This window comes from Micromonospora sp. NPDC023633 (assembly GCF_040640035.1).
Classification (GTDB): domain Bacteria; phylum Actinomycetota; class Actinomycetes; order Mycobacteriales; family Micromonosporaceae; genus Micromonospora.
This window is the reverse complement of the sequence record NZ_JBFABB010000052.1, coordinates 17,219-38,600: the sequence shown is the minus strand read 5'-3', so window position 1 is coordinate 38,600 and position 21,382 is coordinate 17,219. Positions and strand designations below refer to the sequence as shown.

18 protein-coding genes are annotated in these 21,382 nt (G+C 74.3%); 10 read left to right on the top strand and 8 right to left on the bottom strand.

The window, feature by feature from the left end; translation table 11 throughout:
- Window positions 1-230 precede the first annotated feature (230 nt).
- The 9 genes from AB0G13_RS18020 (at window position 231) to AB0G13_RS17980 (ending at window position 9,557) form a co-directional block, all read left to right on the top strand.
- A complete protein-coding gene (locus AB0G13_RS18020; protein WP_357875481.1) occupies window positions 231-2,630 on the top strand; it encodes a nitrate- and nitrite sensing domain-containing protein in 2,400 nt (799 codons plus the stop codon).
- Window positions 2,631-2,647: 17 nt separating this feature from the next.
- Window positions 2,648-3,052: a roadblock/LC7 domain-containing protein gene (locus tag AB0G13_RS18015; protein ID WP_091094994.1), complete on the top strand. Its 405-nt coding sequence runs from the start codon at window positions 2,648-2,650 to the stop codon at window positions 3,050-3,052.
- 46 nt (window positions 3,053-3,098) lie between these two features.
- Complete coding sequence (locus AB0G13_RS18010) at window positions 3,099-4,292, top strand: ABC transporter substrate-binding protein (protein ID WP_357875479.1); 1,194 nt, start codon at window positions 3,099-3,101, stop codon at window positions 4,290-4,292.
- On the top strand, window positions 4,289-5,182 hold the full coding sequence (locus tag AB0G13_RS18005; RefSeq protein WP_357875477.1) for a branched-chain amino acid ABC transporter permease: 894 nt from the start codon (window positions 4,289-4,291) through the stop codon (window positions 5,180-5,182). Before AB0G13_RS18010 ends, AB0G13_RS18005 begins: the two co-directional genes overlap by 4 nt.
- Complete coding sequence (locus tag AB0G13_RS18000; RefSeq protein WP_357875475.1) at window positions 5,179-6,192, top strand: branched-chain amino acid ABC transporter permease; 1,014 nt, start codon at window positions 5,179-5,181, stop codon at window positions 6,190-6,192. The genes AB0G13_RS18005 and AB0G13_RS18000 overlap by 4 nt, the downstream gene beginning before the upstream one ends.
- The gene (locus AB0G13_RS17995) at window positions 6,189-6,932 is read left to right on the top strand and encodes an ATP-binding cassette domain-containing protein (RefSeq protein WP_357875473.1); all 744 of its coding nucleotides are present in this window, start codon (window positions 6,189-6,191) and stop codon (window positions 6,930-6,932) included. The genes AB0G13_RS18000 and AB0G13_RS17995 overlap by 4 nt, the downstream gene beginning before the upstream one ends.
- Window positions 6,932-7,756 (top strand): ABC transporter ATP-binding protein, encoded by an 825-nt coding sequence (locus tag AB0G13_RS17990; protein ID WP_357875471.1) that lies wholly within the window; start codon window positions 6,932-6,934, stop codon window positions 7,754-7,756. Before AB0G13_RS17995 ends, AB0G13_RS17990 begins: the two co-directional genes overlap by 1 nt.
- On the top strand, window positions 7,737-8,546 hold the full coding sequence (locus tag AB0G13_RS17985) for a methyltransferase domain-containing protein (protein ID WP_357875469.1): 810 nt from the start codon (window positions 7,737-7,739) through the stop codon (window positions 8,544-8,546). The genes AB0G13_RS17990 and AB0G13_RS17985 overlap by 20 nt, the downstream gene beginning before the upstream one ends.
- A 78-nt stretch (window positions 8,547-8,624) precedes the next feature.
- Window positions 8,625-9,557 carry a diacylglycerol kinase family protein gene (locus tag AB0G13_RS17980; protein WP_357875467.1) on the top strand — a complete coding sequence of 311 codons (933 nt, stop codon included), beginning with the start codon at window positions 8,625-8,627 and terminating at the stop codon, window positions 9,555-9,557.
- A 62-nt stretch (window positions 9,558-9,619) separates the two neighbouring features.
- On the opposite strand, the gene AB0G13_RS17975 is transcribed toward AB0G13_RS17980, so the two are convergent.
- Together AB0G13_RS17975 and AB0G13_RS17970 are read right to left on the bottom strand one after the other, a co-directional pair.
- On the bottom strand, window positions 9,620-10,666 hold the full coding sequence (locus AB0G13_RS17975; protein ID WP_357875465.1) for a glycosyl hydrolase: 1,047 nt from the start codon (window positions 10,664-10,666) through the stop codon (window positions 9,620-9,622).
- On the bottom strand, window positions 10,653-13,595 hold the full coding sequence (locus AB0G13_RS17970; RefSeq protein WP_357875463.1) for a glycosyl hydrolase family 28-related protein: 2,943 nt from the start codon (window positions 13,593-13,595) through the stop codon (window positions 10,653-10,655). The genes AB0G13_RS17975 and AB0G13_RS17970 overlap by 14 nt, the downstream gene beginning before the upstream one ends.
- Before the next feature lie 344 nt (window positions 13,596-13,939).
- Here AB0G13_RS17970 and AB0G13_RS17965 point away from each other — a divergent pair, with 344 nt between their 5' ends.
- Window positions 13,940-15,007: a LacI family DNA-binding transcriptional regulator gene (locus AB0G13_RS17965; RefSeq protein WP_357875461.1), complete on the top strand. Its 1,068-nt coding sequence runs from the start codon at window positions 13,940-13,942 to the stop codon at window positions 15,005-15,007.
- On the opposite strand, the gene AB0G13_RS17960 is transcribed toward AB0G13_RS17965, so the two are convergent.
- From AB0G13_RS17960 to AB0G13_RS17935, 6 genes are read right to left on the bottom strand one after another with little or no spacing between them, the layout of a single operon-like run.
- Window positions 15,000-15,695: a putative N-acetylmannosamine-6-phosphate 2-epimerase gene (locus tag AB0G13_RS17960; RefSeq protein WP_357875459.1), complete on the bottom strand. Its 696-nt coding sequence runs from the start codon at window positions 15,693-15,695 to the stop codon at window positions 15,000-15,002. The genes AB0G13_RS17965 and AB0G13_RS17960 overlap by 8 nt on opposite strands.
- Window positions 15,692-16,660 carry an ROK family protein gene (locus AB0G13_RS17955; protein WP_357875457.1) on the bottom strand — a complete coding sequence of 323 codons (969 nt, stop codon included), beginning with the start codon at window positions 16,658-16,660 and terminating at the stop codon, window positions 15,692-15,694. Before AB0G13_RS17955 ends, AB0G13_RS17960 begins: the two co-directional genes overlap by 4 nt.
- 2 nt (window positions 16,661-16,662) lie before the next feature.
- Window positions 16,663-17,505, bottom strand: coding sequence for a carbohydrate ABC transporter permease (locus AB0G13_RS17950; RefSeq protein ID WP_357875456.1), 843 nt, complete (start codon window positions 17,503-17,505; stop codon window positions 16,663-16,665).
- Window positions 17,495-18,442: a sugar ABC transporter permease gene (locus AB0G13_RS17945; protein ID WP_357875454.1), complete on the bottom strand. Its 948-nt coding sequence runs from the start codon at window positions 18,440-18,442 to the stop codon at window positions 17,495-17,497. The genes AB0G13_RS17950 and AB0G13_RS17945 overlap by 11 nt, the downstream gene beginning before the upstream one ends.
- Window positions 18,443-18,454: 12 nt before the next feature.
- Complete coding sequence (locus AB0G13_RS17940; protein WP_357875452.1) at window positions 18,455-19,738, bottom strand: sugar ABC transporter substrate-binding protein; 1,284 nt, start codon at window positions 19,736-19,738, stop codon at window positions 18,455-18,457.
- A gap of 23 nt (window positions 19,739-19,761) precedes the next feature.
- Complete coding sequence (locus tag AB0G13_RS17935) at window positions 19,762-21,357, bottom strand: FAD-dependent oxidoreductase (RefSeq protein WP_357875450.1); 1,596 nt, start codon at window positions 21,355-21,357, stop codon at window positions 19,762-19,764.
- Window positions 21,358-21,382 lie beyond the last annotated feature (25 nt).

Sequence of the window (21,382 nt, the reverse complement as noted above, 5' to 3'; positions counted from 1 at the left end):
GGCCGGCCCGGCGCTGCCGACCCTGGGTACAGATGCCGGTACGGGCCGTTTGTACCACCGCGAGGGCTGGTCTGCGGGCGCGGGTTCCGGCGGAATGAGACGTGCAAATGGCAATGTGCGCATTGGCCGTCTTGGATTAGTCGCGGGAGTCAATCTTGGCGTCGAGCACGAGGTCCCACGCGGCCCGACCCTACCCGACCGGCCGCCGCGGCTGGCGGATCGCCACCCGCATGCGCCTCATCGTGGCGGCCCCGTTGGTCGCCGTGATGGGATTCGCCGGCCTCGCGCTGACCGAGAGCGTCCGCCAGACGACCCGCGCGAGCGACCTCGGGCTCCTGGCGCACCTCGGCGCCGACGCGGGCGACCTGGCCCACCGGCTGCACCGCGAGCGCGTCGTCGCCGCCGACCTGCTCAGCCGGGGCGCGGCCGCGCAGCAGGAAGCCTTCGCGGACGCCACCAGCAGCACCGACGACGCCGTTGCCCGCTACCGCCGGCAGCGGGCGCTGGCGCCCTCCGGACCCGCCGCCAGTCGGACCGCGCTGCAGCGGATCGACCTGGCGCTGGAGGGCCTGCCGCCGCTGCGCGCACAGGTGCGCACGGCGGCGCACGCCTCGGTGTCGGCGATGACCTTCAGCTACCGGATCGTGATCGCCGACCTGCTCAGCCTCCGCGAGAGCGTCACCCTCGGGGCGGTCAACGCCCGGATCACGGACGGCATGCGCGCCTCGGCGGCGCTGTCGAAGGCGGCCGAGGCGGCCGGCCAGCAGCAGGTCGCCGTCCTGCGCGCGGTCGCGGCCGACCAGCTGACCCCCGCCATGCAGCAGGACATCACCGCCGCCCGGTCCGGCTTCACCGAGTCCAGCCTGTCCTTCCTGGCTCTCGCCCGGCCCGCCTGGCGGGGCTGGTGGGAGCAGGCGGGCAGCGGCGGGGACGCCCTGCTGCTCCAACGGTTGCAGGACGAGGTGTCGAGGACCCGGGCGGGCAGCCGGCTGCGGCTGGACCTCGGCGCCTGGGTCGCCGCGACCCAGCAGTGGTCCGTGCGCCTGGCCGAGCTGCGCCAACGGGTCGACGCGGCGGTGCTCGACGACATCCGGTCCGCCCACGCCGACCAGCGGCGGCGCACGGCCGTGGAGGCGGCCGCCGTGGTGGTGGCGCTGCTGCTCACGGCCCTGGTCACCTGGGCGGTGGCCCGGCAGATCACGCGGCGGCTACGTCGGCTGCGCGACGCGGCGAACGCCGTCGCGTTCGAGCGGCTGCCGCAGGTGGTGGCCCGGCTCCAGCATCCGGACAGCTCGTCGGTGGACCCGGACGAGCTGGCCCGCCGGCAGTCCGCGGAGGCCCTGGAGCCGTCCAGCGGCGACGAGATCGGCGAGGTGGGGGAGGCGTTCGCCGCCGTGCACCGGGCGGCCGTGCGTACGGCGGCCGAGCAGGCGGTCATGCGGGCCAACACGGCCGACATCTTCATCCACCTCAGCCGCCGGGAGCAGCGGCTGGTCGACGCGGTGCTGGCGCAGGTCGACAAGGTCGAGCGGGACGAGACCGACCCCGAGCGGCTGGACCAGCTGTACACGCTGGACAACCTGGCCACCCGGATGGGGCGCATTAACGCCAGCCTGCTGGTGCTCGGCGGGGTGGGGGTGGGACGGGTGCGCCAGCACGACGTGCCACTGCAACAGGTGCTCCAGGCCGCGCAGAGCCAGATCGAGCACTACGCCCGGATCCGTCTCGGCATGGTCGACGGTGACGTCGCCGTCGCGGCCGACGCCGTCGACGAGGTCGTGCACCTGCTGGCCGAGCTGATGGACAACGCCACCGGCTACTCCCCGCCGGGGACCGAGGCGTGGGTGACCGGCCGCAGCCTCGGCGACCGGGTGATCGTCCAGGTCAGCGACGAAGGCGTGGGGCTCTCCCCGCAGCGGCGCGAACAGCTCAACGACCTGCTGGCCCGTCCGCCCGCCATCGACGTCGCGGCCGTGCGGGCGATGGGGCTGGTCGTCGTGGGACAGCTCGCCGCCCGGCTGGGCGCGGCCGTCCAGCTCCGCCCGGGCCCCCGCCGCGGCACCATCGCCGAGGCGGCGCTGCCCGGGGAGATCATCCGGCCGATGCCCCCGGAGGAGTTCCTGCTCACGCCCACCAGGCCGTCCCGGCGCGCGGCGCGGACCACCGGCGTGCCGGCGGCGTACCGGGCGGCCCCGGAGCCGTGGGCCGAAAGCCCGGCGCAGCCGTGGGCGGGGAGCCCGGCGGCCGACCGGGCGCTGCCGGTGGCGCCGGTGTTCCGGCCCGCGCCGGCACCGTCCGGGCGAGGTGACGAGCCCACCGAGGAACTCGTCATCTTCGAGGAGGTCAACCACTGGTTCCAGGCCGGCCACGACGACCGTGCGGACGCGAGGCCGTGGGGCAGCCCCGCCGACGACGCCTGGCAGACCGCCGCCCGGGCCGACGCGCCCGAGGTCGTCGCCACCACCACGTCCGGCCTGCCCCGGCGTCAGCCGCAGCGGCACCTGGTGCCGGGCGGCGTCACCGTGCCGCAGCAGCGCTCCGCGCACCGCGACCCGACCCAGGTGGCCACCGCCATGGCCGCGTACGCGCGGGGCGTGGCGGGACGCCGGCCCAACCTGATCAACAACTGACCCGACAGGGAGAGCACGTGACCGACCAACAGGATCTCGGCTGGCTGCTGGACGCCTTCGCCGAGCGCGCCACCGAGGTCAGCCATGCGATCGCGATCTCCAGCGACGGACTGATGGTGGCCGCCACCAGGGGCCTCCCCCCGGACCGGGCGGACCAGCTGGCGGCGACCGGCAGCGGGCTGGTGAGTCTGCTGCGTGGCGCGGCGGCCTTCTTCGACGCCGGTGCGGTGATCTCCAACGTCACCCAGCTCGAGGGCGGCTTCATGTTCTCGATGGCCTTCAACGACGGCGCGTCCCTGCTCGTGCTCGCCGACCCGCAGTGCGACGTCGGCAAGGTCTCCTACGAGATGACCGAGCTGGCGAACCGCATCGGCGACGCGCTGACCCCGGCGGCGCGGGCGGCACTGAGCCGCAGCCGCTGACACCCCGGCATCCCACGCCGGAACTCCCATCCCTCCTGGAGAAGACATGTCTCTGACCATCCCCCGGCGCAGCCGTGCCCGCACCGCGGCCCTGCTCGCCCTCGTCCTGCTCGCCGCGACCGCCTGTGCCGACGGCGGGCGCGGCGCCGGCGCCGCCGGATCGATCAAGATCGGCCTGCTGGCGTCGCTGTCCGGCACGTACCAGGCGGTCGGCAAGGAGATCCGCGCCGGCTTCGAGCTCTACCTGGCCACCCACGACGGCAAGCTCGGCGGCCGGCAGGTGGACCTCGTCGTCGCCGACGAGGGCAACGGCGCCGCGACCGCGGTGCCCGCCGCGACGAAACTGCTCAAGCAGGATCGCGTGGCCGCGCTCACCGGGATTGTCGGCGGCGGCTCGGTGGCCGCGGTCTATCCGCTGCTCAACGAGACCAAGGTGCCGTTCGTCGGCTCGAACGGCCGCCCCGAACTCAAGGACGTGTCCAGGATCTGGCACACCTCGTACCTCTCCGACGAGCCGGGGGAGGCGATCGCCCGCCACGTGCGCGACAACGTCGACGGCAGCGTCTACGCCATCGGCCCGGACTACCAGGGCGGCTGGGACGAGCTGCGCGGCTTCACCGACGCGTTCGCCAAGGCCGGCGGCACGCTGGCCAACCCCGGCGGCAGGACCACCTTCACCCCGTTCCCGACGACCACCAACTTCACCCCGTACTTCGCCCGGATCAAGGCCTCCGGCGCGGACGCCGTCTACACGTTCTACGCCGGCAGCGCGGCCGTCGACTTCGTCAAGCAGTACGCGCAGTCGGAGATCAGGGACCTGCCGCTCTACGCCGCCGGGTTCCTGACCGAGGGCGGGGTGCTCGACGCCCAGGGCGAGGCCGCCCGGGACGTCTACTCGGTGCTGAACTACTCGCCCGACCTGGACAACGCGGAGAACCGCGCCTTCGTGGCCGCCTGGAAGGCGAAGAACGACGGCTCCCCGACCACGTACGCCATGGCCTCCTACGACGCCGCAGCTGTGCTGGACCGGGCCATCGCGGCGGCCGGCGACGACCCGACCCCGGAGAGCATCAACGCCGCCATCGGCCAGCTCGGCCAGATCGCCAGCCCGCGCGGCACCTGGCAGTTCTCGCCGACCACGCACGCGCCGGTGCAGAAGTGGTACCTGCGCCAGGTGCGCCAGGACGGCCGCGCGCTGTCCAACACCGTCGTGGGTGACCTCGCCACCGTCGGCGGGTGAGCGCCGTGGCGGTCGACACCCGGATCGACCCGTACCTGGTCCCGGCCCTGGACGGGGTGGCCTACGGGCTGCTGGTCTTCGTCGCCGCGGCGGGTCTGGTGCTCTGCTTCGGCGTCGCCGGCATCCTGAACCTGGCGCACGGCACCCTGTACGCCATCGGCGGGTACACCGCCGCCGCGCTGCTCGACGGCGGCTGGGCGAGCCTGGTGCTGGCGCTGGCCGTCGGGACCGTCGCCGCCACCGCGGCCGGCGCGCTGGTCGCCGGGCTGCTGACCCGGGTCGCCGCGCGCAGCCATCTCACCCAGGCGCTGCTGACCTTCGGGGTGGCGCTGGCCGGGGGCAGCCTGCTCGCGGGGGCGTTCGGGCCGGACGACCCGCCCGTGCGCGTGCCGGCGGCGCTGGACGGGTCGGTGGTGGTGGCCGGGCACCGCTACGCGGCGTACCGGCTGGTCTTCATCGTCGTGGCCGCCGTGCTCGCCGGTCTGCTCCACGTCGCGGTGCGTCGCACCCGGGCCGGGATGCTGGTCCGCGCGGCCGTCGACGACGCCGAGATGGTGGCCGTCCTCGGCGTGAACCCGGCGTGGATCCGCGTCGGCGTGCTCGCCACCGCCGGGGCGCTGGCCGGCGCCGCGGGCGTGCTCGGCGCGCCGATCATCGGCCCCGGGCCGGACACCGCCGACGCGGTGCTGCTGCTCTCCCTGGTGGTCGTCGTCCTCGGCGGCCTCGGGTCGATGACCGGCACCCTGCTCGCGGCCCTGGCGGTGGGGCAGATCCAGACCCTCGGGGTGGCGCTCGCCCCGTCGGCCGCCCCGTTCCTGCTCTTCGCCGCCATGGCCGCGGTCCTCGCGGTGCGGGCGCGGGGGCTGGCCACGGCCCGGAGGACGTCGTGAGGGACGAGGCGGTGCGCGCGCTGCGGCGCGGGGTCGCCGTCGTCGTCCTGGTCGGCCTGGTGCTGGCGCCGTGGGCGGTCGACGACTACACCGTGGCGCTGCTGGCCCGTACCCTCGCGCTGGGCCTGGTGGGGGTGAGCGTCGCCCTGCTCACCGGCGTCGCGGGGCTGCCCACCCTCGGGCAGACCGCGCCCTACGCGGCGGGCGCGTACGCGAGCGCGGTCGTCGGCAGCCGACTCTCCGACGTGGCGGTGGTGCACCTGGTCGTCGCCGCGGCGGCCGGGGCGGCGCTGGCCGCGGCGACGGTTCCGCTCGTGGTCGCCGCGCGGGGCGTGGTCGTCCTGATGATCACTCTGGCGATCGGCGAGCTCGTGGTGACCGTCGTCGGGCGGTGGCGTTCGGTGACCGGCGGCACCGACGGCCTCGCCGGGGTTCCGCCCGTGCGGCCCCTGTGGGGGCTGCCGGTGCTGGCCACCGACCGGGCGCGCTACCTGTACGCCCTGGTGGTCGTCGCCGTGCTGGTCGGCGCGGTGTCGCTGATCCTGCGCACGCGGGTCGGCCTGCTGCTGCGGGCCGGCCGGGACGACGAGGCGCGGCTGCGGGCCAGCGGCCACCGGGTGCCGGCGCACGTGGCGGCCGTGCACGTGGCCGCGGGGGCGGTCGCGGGCGCCGCGGGCTCCCTGCTGGCGGTCGCCCAGCAGTTCATCTCGCCGGCCGACTTCGGGTTCGACACCTCCGCGCTCCTGCTGCTCGGCGTGGTGGTCGGCGGCGCCGCGTCGGTCGGCGGCGCGCTGGTCGGCGCCGCGCTCGTCGTCGCCGCCCGGGACTGGCTCTTCGGCGTGCTCCCCGGGCACGCGCCCCTGGTGCTGGGGGTGGCGTTCGTCGTCACCGTCTACCTGCTGCCGGGCGACGGGCACCGGCCGTGGGGCGGGCGGGGGCGGCTGCTGCCCGGGCTGCCGGCGCACCCGCCCGGTCCGCAGCGGCCGGCGCCGACGGGGGCACGCACGTGACGCCGCTGCTCGCCGCCCGGGGCGTCACGGTCCGGTACGGGTCGCTGGCCGCGCTGGACGGCGTCGACCTGCGGATCGACCACGGCCAGCGGCACGCCCTGATCGGGCCCAACGGCGCCGGCAAGACCACGTTGCTCGACGTGCTCGGCGGGGCGACCCGGGCGGGCGGCGGCCGCGTGCTCCTCGCCGGCCGGGACGTCACCCGGCTCGGCCCGGCCGCCCGCGCCCGGCGGGGCATCGGCCGGATCCACCAGCGCCCCGCCGTGTGGTCGACCCTGACCGCGACCGAGAACGTGGTGGTCGCCGCGCTGCCCCACGCGGTGCGGCCGGGCCGGTGGCGGCCGGGCGCGCGGCGGGGCGCCGCCGAGCGTACGGCGGGCGCGTGGCTGGAGCGGCTGGGCCTGCGCGACGTCGGCGGGACTCCCGCCGGTCAGCTCGCCCACGGGCAGCGCCGGCAACTCGAGATCGCCATGGCCCTGGCCGGCCGTCCGCGGCTGCTGCTGCTCGACGAACCGGCCGCCGGGCTGTCCGTCGTCGAGGTCGGCCGGTTGGTGGAGTTCCTGCGGGCCCTGCCGCGCGCCGTCGCGGTGCTGCTGGTCGAGCACCGGCTGGACCTGGTGTACGCGCTCTGCGACCAGGTGACCGTGCTGCGGGACGGCCGGACGGTGGCCACCGGGACGCCGGCGGAGATCCGCGCCTCCGGTCCGGTCCGGCGGGCCTACGCGGAGGGGGTGGCCTGATGCTGCGTACGGAGCGGCTCTGCGCCGGCTACGCCGGCGGGACCGTGCTGCACGAGGTCACCCTCGACGTGGCGGCCGGCACCGTGCAGGCGGTGGTGGGTCGCAACGGCGCCGGCAAGAGCACCCTCGTGCACACCGTCGCCGGGCTGGTGCGGCCCTCCGGGGGGCGGATCGAGGTCGGCGGCGTGCAGGTCGCCGGCCGGCAGCCGCACCGCATCGCCCGGTGCGGGGTCGGCCTCGTCCCGCAGGGCCGGCGGGTCTTCTCCCGGTTGACCGTGGCCGAGCACCTCGCCCTGGCGGCGGTGCCGTGGCGCGCCGCGACGCCCGGGGGCGAGGGGTGGACCGTCGCGCGGATCCTGGAGCTGCTGCCCCGGCTGGCGGCCCGGCTGCGCCACCGCGGCGACCAGCTCTCCGGCGGCGAGCAGCAGATGCTGGCCATCGCCCGGGCCCTGCTCGGCCAGCCCCGGGTGCTGCTGCTGGACGAGCCGTGCGAAGGGCTCGCCCCCGGCCTGGCGGCCCGGGTGCGCGACCTCGTCGGCACCCTGGCCGGCACCGGGCTGGCCGTGCTCCTCGTCGAGCAGCAGCTCCAGCACGCCGTCGAGATCGCGGACCGGATCGCGGTGCTCGAGTACGGCCGGGTGGTCTACGACCGCCCGGCGGACGAGGCCCGGGCCGAGCCGGGCCGGCTGGCGGCGATGCTCAGCGTCGCCGCGGTCGCGGAGCTGCCGGCGCCCCGACCGGTGCCCGGGCTCCGGGCCGATCCCGCACACCTGAACCGACCATCCTCGACAGGAACGAGCGACGATGCCGACAGACATCCGTGACACCGAGTACACGTTCGACAACGCGGCCCCGGAGGCGGTGCCCCAGCTGCGGGCGCTGGAGTCGTTCCTGGATCCGATCACGGCGGCCCGGCTCGGCGCCCCGGTGCTCGCCCCGGGCGCCGTGTGCTGGGAGATCGGCGCCGGCGGCGGCTCGGTCGCCCGCAGCATGGCCGAGGCGGTCGGCCCGGCGGGGCGCGTGCTGGCGACCGACATCGACACCGCGCACCTCGCCCCCGCGGCGAACCTCGACGTCCGCCGGCACGACGTGCGCAGCGAGCCGCCGCCCGGCGACGCCTTCGACGTGATCCACGCCCGGCTGGTGCTGCTGCACCTGCCGGAGCGGCGGCGCGTGCTGACCGCGCTCGCCGCCGCGCTGGCCCCGGGCGGGTGGCTGGTCGTCGAGGAGTTCGACTGCACCGCGCCGCTGCGCGTACTGGCCGCGCCGAGCGACGACGCGGCGAAGCTCTTCGCCCACGTGACGGACGCGATGCTCGGCGTCCTGCAGAGCCACGGCGCGGATCTGGCCTGGGCGCAGGACGTGCACGGGCACCTCGCGTCGGCGGGACTGGTCGAGGTCGACACGGTCACCCACTCGCAGAGCTGGCCCGGTGGCTCGCTCGGCGCGTCGCTGTACGAGACGAACTCCCGGCAGCTGGAGCCGGAGCTGATCGAGGCGGGGGTGTCGCCCGGCCAGCTGAAGGCGTTCCGCAGGCTCGTACGGGACCCCGGCTTCGCCGTGCTGTCGTACCAGTTCGTGTCGACCCGGGGCCGGCGGCCGACGCGAGGGTGAGGCCCGGCCGTGCCCGCCGGCCACCCGGAGCGGCCGGCGGGGCGTGGAAACCTCGCCGGCCGGGTATTCCCGGCGGCCATGAGCACGAGCAGCACGGTGGGCGACGAACCGGCGGCCGCGGCCCGGGTGGGCACGGTCGCGGTCGTCGCCCACCGGAAGAAGACCCTCGGCGGCGGCCTGGACGCGCTGCGCGCCGAGCTGGCCGGCGCCGGGGTCGGGCAGCTGATCTGGTACGAGGTGCCGAAGAGCCGCAAGGCGCCGAAGAAGGTCCGCAAGGCGCTGCGCAAGGGCGCCGAGCTGGTCTTCGTCTGGGGCGGCGACGGCATGGTGCAGCGCTGCGCCGACGCCCTCGCGGGCTCCGACACCGCCATGGCCATCCTGCCCGCCGGCACCGCCAACCTCTTCGCCGCCAACCTGGGCATCCCGGAGGATCTGCCCGAGGCCGTCCGGATCGGCCTGCACGGCCGGCGCCGCGCCCTGGACCTGGGTCGGGTCAACGGCGAGCACTTCGCCGTGATGGCCGGCGCCGGCTTCGACGGCGACCTCATCCGTGAGGCCGACCGCACGCTCAAGGGCAAGCTCGGTCGCCTCGCCTACATGTGGACGGGGCTGCGGCACGTCCGCGGCGAGCTGGTCCGGACCCGGATCACGGTCGACGGCGCGGACTGGTTCGACGGCGACGCGAGCTGCGTGCTGTTCGGCAACGTCGGCACGATCACCGGCGGCATCCCGGCGTTCGACGACGCCCGGCCCGACGACGGCTGCCTGGAGGTCGGCGTGTCCACCGCCGACGGCGCGGTGGACTGGGCGCGCACCCTGGGCCGGATGGCCGCCGGCCGCCCGGAGGAGTCGCCGTTCGTGCGGATCACCCGGGGTCGAAAGATCAAGGTCCGTCTCGCGGCGCCGCGCACGTACGAGCTGGACGGCGGCGCCCGCGGGGAGACCACCAGGCTCAAGGTGCGGGTGGTGCCCGGCGCGCTCACGGTCTGCTGCCCCGGATCAGTCTCCTGAACGTGGGGCGGGCCGGCGTCGACGGTTCGTCGGCACCGGCCCGCCCCCCGACGGGACCGGTCCTACCGGCCGAGGCCCGGGCGCGGCAGGAAGTACGGGTCGTGCACCAGCTGGCGCAGCGCGGCCTCCGTACGCGGATTGCCCGGCAGGACCCAGTCGGTCTCCCCGCTGCCCCTGGAGTCGAAGTACACCATCGCCCGTACCAGCGGGAACGTCGTCCGTAGGTCCGTGCGGGCCTGGCGCAGCCAGTCGGCCTGCACCCCCGGTGCGGTGTCGTTGACGCCGACCTCCGCGAGGATCATCGGTTTGTCGTGCCGGATCCCGAAGTCGTAGAACCAGGGGAACAGCTCGGTCAACGGCGCGTGGTCGTTGCTCGGGCGGGCGTACCCGTCGGCGCCGACCCAGTCGACCATCGAGTCACCGGGCCAGAAGGACGAGACCCGCCCCGTCCTGAAGGCCAGCCAGGTCGGGCAGAAGACGAACGCCACGTTGTCGGCGCGTTCCTCCCGGAAGATCGTCCGGACCCGGCGCCACGCCTCCTTGAACGTCGCCGGGGTGTAGCCGCGCTGCGGCAGGTCCATCTCCCAGGTGAAGCGCAGCAGTACGGGCTGCCGCAGGGCCCGCAGCCAGCCCGCCTGCCGCCGGACCAGTTCGTCGTTGGCGCCCTGCGCCGTCGCGGCCAGCACGCTCTGCGGGCCGGCTCCCCAGGAGAGCAGCGGGGTACGCCCCCGGGCGATGTCGTCGGTGAGCCGGTCGGCGCGGAACGGCTGCCCCCAGTGCTGGAAGGAGTGGTCGATGCCGAGCCGCTCGTGGGTCACCGACTCCAGCGCCTCCGGCTCGGAGATCCCCGGGTCGCGGTCCGGATCGTGCTTGACGAAGGCGCCGAACAGGGCCCCGGCGGCGGGGACGACCGACGCCGCCGCCACCACCTCGGCCTGGTCGACGACGGCCGGTTCGGTGCCCGCCGCGTCAGCGGCGCCCGGGTCGGCCCGGCCGGCGGTGGCCGGGAGCGCCGGAAGCAGCGTCGATCCCGCCGCCACGGCCAGCAGGCCCCGGCCGATCGCCCGTCGGCCCACCGGACGGGATCGCCACGGTTCAGCGGCTGCCATGGATCTCCACCTCGAAGACCCGGGCCAGCCCGTCGGTCGGGCTGGGCTCGGTGAACACGACACGGACCTGCCGGATCCCGGCCGGCGCGCCGACCAGGTCGACCCGGGCCGGGCTGGCGGTGTTCGCCGCGGCGGAACCGATGGCGGTCCAGACCCCGTCGACGAGGGCCTCCACCCGGAAGGCCCGCACCCGCAGGCTCTCCGAGCCGGCCACCCCGCTGTAGAGGTCGAGCCGCTGGAGGTCCGCCGGTCGGCCGAGATCCAGGGTGAGCGTCGGCGCCGGGTCGGCCGAGCCGGAGATCCAGCGGGCTCCGGTGCGGTCGCCGTCCACCGCGTGGGCGGCGACGTTGCCGGAGAGCACCGAGCTCGCCTGCACGGCGGCGCCCCGGGCGAGGTTCTCCCCGGCCACGCCCACCCGCAGGGTCTGCGGAATCTCCTGCCGGTGACCGCCCCGGGTGAACGAGACGGTCAACCGGAGGGTGCCGTCGGTCACCGCGTCGGCGGGGACCGCCACGGCGACCGCGACCGGCGCGGTCGCGCCCGCGGGCAGTTCCGTGGCGTCCGGCCGCGCCCGCACCTGCCAGCCGGCCGGCGCGTCGGCGTCGACCGCCAGGGCGGTGACCGGGCCGGGCCCGTCGTTGCGTACCCGCAGCACGGTGCCGCCGGTCCGGCCGGGCAGCACCCGGATCTCCGGCGCGTCCAGCGCGACGTGCGCGCCGGCCGGGCCGGGCGTCGCGCCGGTCACCCCGACCCCGAGGTACGCCACCTCGATCTCGGGTACGGTCCGGCCGGTCGTCACGTCGGCGATGGTCGCGCCCCACCGGGTGTTGGCCACGTTGTCGGGCCGGTAGCCCCGGGTGCCGCGGATCACGATCCCGGTGCTGTCGCGCAGGCCCACCGCGTACGGGTACGGGCCCTGCACGGTGGCCACCCGGAAGAAGACCGTGTTGCCGAACAGGACGTCGTGCACGTCGTCGAGTTCGACGGCCTGGGAGCGCCAGCCGTAGATGTGGTCCTCGGTCTGCAGCGCGTGCAGTTCCCAGTCGCGGACCCGGCGCAGCACGACCTCGCGGTGCTCGTGGTGCTCGACGGAGACCTCGTACATCCGGCCGCGCACCGAGGTGTCCTCGACGAGGAACCCGTTGTCGGCCCAGCCGGCGACGCTCCAGATGTTGGCGAAGGTCCCGCCACCGCCCTGCACCCAGAAGCTGTACTTGTGCCGGCCCCGGTACTGGTAGCCGGGATCGCCGGCGCCGGGGTCGCCGGGCGCGGTCTGCTCCGGGTGCCACTTGACGAACTGGGTGGCGATGTCGGCGAGGTAGCTCTGCGCGCCGGAGCGCCAGTGCACGTGCACCGAGCCCGCGGTCTGCTGCGCGGAGTCCAGGCCGAGGCCGGTCACCTGGTTCGTCCCGCCGAGCGGGGTCTGGACCATCGCCTTCGGCTGGTCCGGGTCGGTGAATCCGGCGGCGTTGTCCGGCAGCTTCAGCCAGGTCTGGCGGGGATGCAGGCCGATCAGGTTGTTCTGTGGCCGCAGCCGCAGGGTGTCGCCGATCAGGTACTGCCCCATCGGCACGTACACGGTGTCGTGCTCGGCGAGGGCCTGCTGGAAGACGGCGTGGTCGTCGCCGGTGCCGGTGCCGACCGTGACGCCCCTGGCGGCGGCGTACTCGACCACGTTGACCCAGCTGCCGGTGGCGGGAGGCAGGGGCGCGTCGGTGCGCAGCAGCCGTGCGAAGCTCGCCGGGGCGGCCGGTGTCGCGGAGACCAGGACGCCGTCGGTGCGCCGCTCGTCGTCGCCGAGCGCGTCGTCGACCCGGAGCCCGAGCGTGGCGTCCCGCACCAGGTACGACGGGCCGGGGCCGACCCAGGTGCGTCCGCTGGGGACGGTGGTCAGCAGCGCCCCGGTCCCGGTGACCCCGGTGTCGACGACGTTGAGCTGGTTCTGGGCGCGGACGAGTTCCGGTTCGTTGCCCCCGGCGACGGACTCGCTGTCGTTGAGGGTGATCGCCGATCCGCTGATGTTCTCGAAGACCGAGTCCTGCACGTAGAGGCGCTGGGTCTGGTCGGGGGTGGCGACGATGCCGGCCGGCGAGTCGACGAAGCGGTTGCGGATCAGGCTCAGCTTGCTGTCCGTGTGCAGCTTGATGGCCGCCTCACGCTGGCCGGTGAACGTGGTGTCCAGCAGCGTGGTCTGCCAGCCCGGCGAGGCGGCGAAGGCCAGCATGCCGACCGTGCCGCCGTGCACGTTGACCCGCTGGATCAGGTTTGCGTTGTGGTCGATCCCGGCGTATCCCGTACCGACGTGGATGTCGAGGTCCTGCAGGACGAACATCTGCGCGCCGCTGAAGCGTACGGCCACCGCGGCGGGGTTGCCGGGCTCGATCCGGATGTCCAGGTTGATCAGGCCGGTGCCGAAGGTGTCGTTGTTGCCGAAGCTGCGGGGCGCGTCCGGCTGGAAGGGCCGGCGCAGCGCGGCGAAGAGGAAGGACTGGTTGCCGTCCTGGAAGCCGGGGGTGGACTCGCCGAGGACGAACTCGGGCCGCTCGGCGCCGAACCCGACCAGGCGTACCGAGGCGTGCAGGTCCACCTGCCGGGAGAGGCGGTAACGCCCCTCCGGCACGAAGACCACACCGCCGCCGTCCCCGACGGTGACGTTGCGTGCCCCGCCGACGATGTTGCCCAGCCAGTTTTTACCGCCTCGGCGGGAGGCCTCGTCGATGGCGGCCTGCACCGAGGCGGTGTCGTCACCGGTGCCGTCGCCGTGCACCGGGAACTGCGCGCTGCCGAGGACGACCGCGGTGGGGTCGGTCGGCATGCTGCGGTAGACGGAGGTCGAGGCGGCCGGCCGGGTGGGGGTCGCCGCCGGCGCGGCGGCGACCGCCGGCGCCACCGCCGTGGCGGCCAGGAGGAGGAGGGAACCGGCCAGCATGCCGACCCGTACCCGACCTGCTGGGGGTCGGCGGCCGGCTGCCCGCCGGGGTGGAGCCTGGATCATCGGTACGCCTTTCCTGCCCCCGCGGGGACCGGTCGGCGACTATGTGGTCATGCGCATAACCAGAATGTTTGCGCAGGCCCGGGCTGTCAAGGGCCGGGCCGCCAAAATATGAAACCTCCCCGTAACATTGACTTGCGGCGGCCGGCGGGCTGATCATTCACGGCAGCCCGCTCCCGAGACGTCGCCGTGTGCGATCGTGTGGTCATGCGCATGACCAGCCGGGGCGACGGCACGGGAGCGGGCCCCCGGCCAGCGGCCGGGACACGGAGGTGACGACGATGCCAGGCACCAACGGGCGGGCCACCCAGGCCGACGTGGCCCGGCTCGCCGGGGTCAGCCAGGCGACCGTGTCGCTGATCCTCAACGGGGGCGACACGGGTCGCCGACGCGTCGGCGAGCAGACCCGCCAGCGGGTGCTCGACGCCATCCGGATGACCGGGTACGTCGCGAACCCGGCCGCCCAACGCCTGGCCGGGGGACGTACCCGGATCGTCGGCGTCTTCACCTACGAGCCCGTCTTCCCGCGCGACAGCCGGGACTTCTACCACCCCTTCCTCGTCGGCGTCGAGGCGCAGGCCGAGGAGCTCGGGTGCGACCTGCTCTTCTTCACCAGCACCCCGTCGCGGCAGGGGCGGCGCCTGCTCGGCGACGGATCCCGCCGGCTCGGCGTCGCCGACGGCTGCGTCCTGCTCGGCCGGCACGACGACAAGCGCGACCTGGCGGACCTGCTCAGCCGCGACTTCCCGTTCGCCTTCATCGGCCGCCGCGAGTCCGACGCCGGCACCGTGCCGTACGTCGGAGCCGACTACGTGACCGCCACCCGCGAGGTGGTCGAGCGGCTGTTCGCCCTCGGCCACGAACGGGTCGGATTCCTCGGCGATCTGCGCCGGGACGAGCCGTCGGTGGACCGCGCGCAGGGCTACCACCAGGCGGTACGGGCCGCCCGGAGCCGCCCGGTCGTGCTGGACGGGACCGGGCTGACCGGCGGCGAGGCGCTCGACCTGCTCGACGACAACGGGCTCACCGCGGCGGTGGTCTGGCCGTCCGGGTTGGCCCCGCAGATCCGGGCGGCGGCGCTGGCGCGGGGGATGTCCGTCCCCGGCGACCTGTCGTTGGCCCAGCTCGGTGACGTCGAGGACGGCAGCCCGGGCGACATCGACTGGACCGGGTTCCGGATCCCCCGGGAGCAGATGGGCGCGGGTGCGGTGCGACTCCTCTTCGAACAGCTGGTCGGCCCCGCGCTGAGCGCCGACGCGCTGCAACGCAGCCTGCCCTGCGACATCGTGCCCGGGACCACCGCCGCGGCGCCGGGCCGCACCCGGTCCCGCTCCGGCGGCGTCAGGTGAGCCGGCTGCCCGACGGGGTGGCCGGCACCAGGCGACGGGTGATCCACAGCGGCGAGGTGACCGCGTTGCCCATCACCACCGAGTGGGCGCCGGCCGCGAACGCCTGCCCGATCTGTTCGGCGTTGCGGTAGCGCCCCTCGGCGATCACCGGCACCGCCAGCACGTCGGCGAGCCGGGCCAGCAGCGTCAGGTCCGGTCCGTCGGTCGGCGGGCTGGCCGGGGTGTAGCCGGAGAGGGTCGTCGCGACGGCGTCCGCACCGTCGCGCACGGCGGCCACTCCCTCCTCGACGGTGGAGACGTCGGCGAGGACCAGCGCGTCGGTCCGCTCCCGGACCGCCCGGACCGTGTCGGCGAAGCTGCGCCCGTCCGGGCGGGGACGGTCGGTGGCGTCCACGGCGACGATGTGCGCGCCGGCCGCGGCGACGTCGACCGCGTGCGCCGCCGTCGGGGTGATGAACACCCCGTCGACGCCCTGCTTGTGCAACCCGATGATCGGCACGTCGACGGCGGCGCGGATCGCCCTGATGTCGGCGATGCCGTTGGCCCGGACGGCCACCGCGCCGCCCCGGACCACCGCCGCGGCCACCCGGGCCTGGACGTACGGGTCGCGCATCGGGTCGTCGGGGTCGTCGAGCACCGGCTGGCAGGAGACCACGAGGCCGCCGGCCAGCTTGTCGAACACGTTCACGCTCTCGTCCTCTCGTCGGTGACCACGGCGGGGGCGTCGCCCGCGTCGGCGTCGCCCGTTTGCCGGCCGTGGCCGGGGTGGCCCGCCAGCCGCGCGGCGCCCACGACGACCGCGTCGGCGCCGAGCGCCGCGGGGAACAGGGGCACGTCCGCCCAGGCCGCGGGCAGCTCGGCGGTGAAGGCGGCGTGGGCGCCGGGGAGCAGGGCGTCGGCCGCCCCGCCCGCGACCACCACCGCCTGCGGATCGAGCAGGGCGACCAGCCCCGCGAGCGCCCGGCCGAGGGCCGTGGCGGCGCGGTCCACCACCTCCCGGGCGGCCGGTTCGCCGGCCGCCGCCCGCTCGGCCACGGCCCGTCCGGTGATCCGCAGGCCGGTCTCGAGGGCGTACGCGCCGGACAGCCCGGTGCCCGAGGCGACGCCCTCCAGGTGCCCGTACCGGCCGCAGCCGCAGCGCAGCCGCTCGGCGCCGGGAGCCGGCAGGTGCCCCACCTCGCCGGCGCCGCCCCGGGCCCCGGTGGCGATCCGGCCGTGCTGGAGCATCGCGCCGCCCAGGCCCGTGCCGACCGCGACCAGCAGCAGGTCCCGCCGGTCCCGGCCGGCGCCGACCCAGCTCTCGCCGAGAGCGGCGGCGTTCACGTCGTTGGTGACGCGGACCGGTCGGGCCAGCCGCGCGGCCAACTCGTCGGCGACCGGTGTGCCGGTCCAGCCGGGCAGGCTGTCGGTGGCGTACCGGATGGTGCCGGTGGCCGGGTCGACCGTGCCGGCGGTGCCCACGCCGACCGGGTCGGCGCCGCCCGGATCGAGCAGTTCCCGGGCGAGCCGCGCGGCGGTGTCCAGCACGGCCGCCGGCCCCGACCCGGCGGGGGTGGGCGCCAGGCGACGCCCGAGCACCGTCCCGTCGGCTCCGACCAGCGCCGCCGCCGTCTTGGTGCCGCCGATGTCGAGGCCCACCAGGGGCGCCGGCACCGTCATCCCTTGAGCCCGGTGTGCGCCAGGCCCTCGACGAACTGCTTCTGCGCGATGACGAAGACCACCAGGACCGGCAGCGCGGTCATCGACGCCGCGGCGAGCTGGACGTTCCACATCGGGCCGCCGTAGGCGTCGACGAACTGGGTGAGCGCCTGCGGCAGGGTGAACTTGTCCGGCGAGGAGAGGAACACGATGGGTTCCAGGTAGAGGTTCCAGCTGTGCAGGAAGGTGAAGATGGCGACCGCGCCCAGCGCGGGCCGGGACAGCGGCAGGGCGATCTTCCAGAAGGTGGCGAACCGACCCAGCCCGTCCACCCGGGCCGCCTCCTCCAGCTCGCCGGGGAGGCTGATGAAGAACTGCCGCATGATGAAGGTCGCCAGCACGCTCGGCGCCCCCAGGATCGGCACCAGGATCAGCGGCCAGTGGGTGTCGACCAGGCCCAGCTTGAAGAACATCTGGAACAGCGGCACGATCGTCACCTCGCTCGGGATGAGCAGGCCGGCGAGGATCACCAGGAAGAGCACGTTCTGGCCGCGGAAGCGGATCCGTGCGAAGGCGTACCCGGCCAGCGCCGCCACCGCCAGGGTGCCGACGGTGACGACCAGCGCGATGTAGAGGCTGTTCAGGTACTGCTGACCGAACGGCTGCAACTCGAACACCCGCCGGTACGCGTCCAGCTCCGCGTCGACCGGGATCAGCTTCGGCGGGAAGGCGAAGATGTCCGCCACCGGCTTCAGCGACGAGGTGACCATCCACCAGGTCGGGAAGACGAACGGGACCGCCAGGACCATCAGCACCCCGTAGAGCACCAGCTTGGTCCGGCGCGACAGCTCACGACTCATGGTGGACCCACCTCTTACGCATCTGCCACTGCAGCACGGTGAGCGCGAGCACGATGCCGAACAGGACGATCGACAGGGTGGCGCCGTAGCCGAAGTGGTGGAACTGGAACGCCTGCTGGTAGAGGTAGTAGACGAGGACCGTGGTCGACGTGCCGGGGCCGCCCTGGGTCAGCACCGCGATCTGCGCGAAGACCTGCAACGAGCCGACCACCGTGATGATCGACGTGAGCAGGATGGTCGGGCTGATCATCGGCACGGTGATGCGCCAGAACTGGCGCAGCCGACTCGCCCCGTCCACCTCGGCGGCCTCGTACAGCTCGCCCGGCACGCCCTGGAGCGCGGCCAGGAAGAGCACCATGTTCAGGCCGACGTTCTTGAACACCTGCACCACGACGACCGAGAACATGGCGGTGCCCTCACCGCGCAGCCAGTTCGGCCCGTCCACGCCGACGGTGTCGAGCAGGCCGTTCACGCCGCCGTTGTCCTGCAGCAGGAACCCCCACACGATGGTCCAGGCGACCAGCGAGACCACCACGGGGGAGAAGAACAGGGTGCGGAACACGATCGTCCCGCGCAGCTTCTGGTTGAGCAGTACGGCGAGCAGCAGGGCCAGGCCGAGGTTGAACACCACCAGCCCGACCGAGAAGAGGCCGGTGGCCCGCAGCACCGAGCCCAGGTTGGTGTCCTCGGCGAGGTTCGCGTAGTTCTCGGTGCCGACGAACTCGAACGTGCCGGCCAGCACGTTCCACTCGTGCAGGCTGTACCAGACCACCAGGATCAGCGGCAGGATCACGAAGACGGCGCTGCCGAGCAGTTGGGGAGCGATGAACAGGTAACCGGTGAGCTGGTCGCGGCGGCGACTGGTCCAGTACGGCCGCGACCGGTCCCGGGTGGGCGGGGCCTCGGCCCCGCCCACCGTCGTGTCCGTCTGGGACATGGTCAGGCTGCCCTACTTCGCCAGCAGCGGCTGGATCTTGGTGCAGACACCGTCGAGGACGGCCTTGACGTCCGCGTCCGCCTTCCAGAGCGGGTCGAGCCCGGCGCGCACCTGCTGGCTGAGTTCCGCCTGCCCGGCGTGACTGGGCTTGACCACGCCGTTGGTGATGCCGTCGATGACGACCTTCTGCAACTGCTCGGGCTTCAGCGTCGGGTTCGTCTTGGCCAGCGTCTCCGCGGTGAGCTGCGACTGGCGCGGCGGCGGGAAGAACTGGGCCAGCTTGGCCGAGTTGGTGGGGTTCGTCAGGAAGGCGAGGAAGTCCGCCGCAGCGTCGGCGTTCTTGCTCTTCTTCATCACGCCGACGCCGGCCTGGCCGACCACGGAGTAGTTGCCCTTCGGCCCGGCCGGCAGCGGGACCAGGTCCCAGCCGAAGCCGCCCGGCTTCAGCAGCGAGGCGCGCGAGATCTGGGTGACCGTCATGGCCGCGTCGCCGGCGAAGAAGTCGGCGGTCGTGCCCGGGCCGGGCAGCGCCTTGCCGGTGAAGATCGCCTTGTGCAGGGTGGTCATCGCCTCGACCATCTCCGGGGCGGCGAAGCCGCAGGACTTCCCGTCCTCGCTCCACGCCTGGGCGCCCCAACCCGTCCAGAAGGTCGAGAGGTTGTCCCAGCCCTTGTAGTCGAAGTCGCGGATCACCAGGCCGGCCTTGCCGGTGGCGCCCGCGGTGGCGCCGGCGACCGTCAGCGCGGTGTCCCAGTTCCACTGCCCGGCCGCGACCAGCTCGGCCGGGGTCTTCTGCCCGGCCTTCTTGAGCAGGTCGGTGTTGACGAAGACACCGAACGGCGAGGTGGAGAACGGGTACGCGTACAGCTTGCCCCCGTCCTGCCAGAGCTTGAGCGTGGCCGGGGAGATGTCGTCGTACTGGTAGCCCTCGGCCTTCTTCAGCGTCTCGTCCAGCGGCAGCAGCGCGCCGGAGGAGACGAAGTCGGGGGCCGAGTTCTCGAACACCCAGGCCAGGTCGGGCGCGTTCCCGCCGGCGATCTGGGTGGTCAGCGTGGTGGTGTAGTTCTCGAAGGGCAGCGGGTCGAACGTGATCGCCGAGATCTCCGGGTGGGTCTTGCGGTACTCGTCGGCGATCTCGTTGAACAGCTTGAGGTGTGCCTCGTTGGCCGACCAGACGGTCATCCGCAGACTCGCCGGACCCTTGTCCCCGGCCTCGTCACCGCCGCCGCAGGCGGACAGCGCGAGGACGCCGGCCAGTGTCGCGGCGACGCCGCGCACAGCCTTTCCCAATCTCATGATCTTCTCCTCAACGGGGGTGTTCAGTAGCCCGCGACCTGGGGCCAGCGCAGTTCCACGCCGGCCGCCGAGAGGCGGTCCTGGAAGTCGGCCAGCAGGCGGGGGGTGCCGCGGACCGCGCGCGGGGACTCGCCCCGCGCCAGACAGAAGTCGGCGAGCAGGCCGGCGACCTCGCCGACGTTCCACTCGACCGGGTGCAGCCGGTAGCTGCCGTTGGTGATGTGGGTGGTGCCGATGTTCTTGCCGGCCGGGAGCAGGTTCTCGACCCGCTGCGGGATGAGCGCGCCCAGCGGGATCTCGAACGGGCACGAGCCGACGTCGATGTAGTTGTCGCCGCCGGTGGACGGGTGCAGGTCGATGCGGTACATCCCGACGCCGATCGAGTCCGGGTAGGCGACCGCGCCGTGCTCGCCGCGCACGGCCAGCGACAGGTCCTGCTCGACCACCGTGTACTCGGCCCGGATGCGGCGCGACTCCCGGATGTAGGGCGCCTGGGCCAGGCCGTCGCGGCTGCCGGTCACGTCGCCGCGCAGGCGCAGGCCGGGGAAGCCGGTCCCGCCGTCGGGCCGCGGCGCCTCGGTCTGCATCCAGTAGAGCACCGAGTACGACAGCTCGCGGGCCTTGCTCAGGTGCCACGACGCGTTCGGCACGTCGATGACCGGGCCCTCGAAGTAGTCGATCATCGGCCAGTTCACCAGCGTGATGTCGCTGTCGTACGCGCCGTCGGTGAAGTTGCGCCGGGCGGCGATGCGCCGGAACGTCCAGAGGTTGCCGTCGCCGGGGTTGAGCCGCTGGTCGGCGTTGACGGCCAGCGGGTCGTCGTCGGGGTTGGGCGTGAAGCTGCGCTCGACGATCTCCAGGGTGCGCGGGTGCGGCGACCGCCAGGACAGCAGCCGGTCGCCCCAGAAGTCCGGCTTGTAGTCGCGCCAGAAGTCGTAGTTCGCCGGCCGGTCGATGGTGTGGTCGCCGTCGACGTGGTCGAGGGCGAAGCAGACGGAGACGGCCTGCATGTTCATCGGCTGCGCCTCGGCCGGCGCGCTGGGCTCGCCGGTGTCGGCCTGCGACTCGAAGCCGGTGACGTACTCGGTGCCGGTCAGCGGCAGCAGCTCGCCGGTCTCCGTCGCGTCCAGGATGTACGGCGCGACGAGGTCGATCCGCTCGTCCCGGTCGCGGTGCGCCACGGTCACCCCGACCACCCGGTCCCCGTCGGTCTCGGCGGCGACCGGCCGGTACGGCTGGAGCACGGTCAGCCGGCCGGAGCCGAGGAACGGCGCCAGCATCTGCTCGATGACGGCGACGGCCACCCGGGGCTCGTGGCAGACCCGGCTCACCCAGCCGGCGCCCGGGTTGAGGTCGGTCCAGGCCCGGGACCGCTCGGTGAGCGGGTAGTGCCGGCGGTAGTAGTCGCGGATCCCGGTGCGCAGGGCCCGGTAGCTCGCCGTGGCCCCGAACTGTTCGATCCAGGAGTGCTCGTCCGGCGGGACCGCCTGGCTGGTGAGCTGTCCGCCGAGCCAGTCGAACTCCTCGGTCAGGATGACCGACCGGCCGGCCCGGGCCGCGGCGAGCGCCGCCGCCACCCCGCCCAGCCCGCCCCCGACGACGAGGACGTCCGCACGCATCTGTACCACTTGCTTCCTTCCGGGT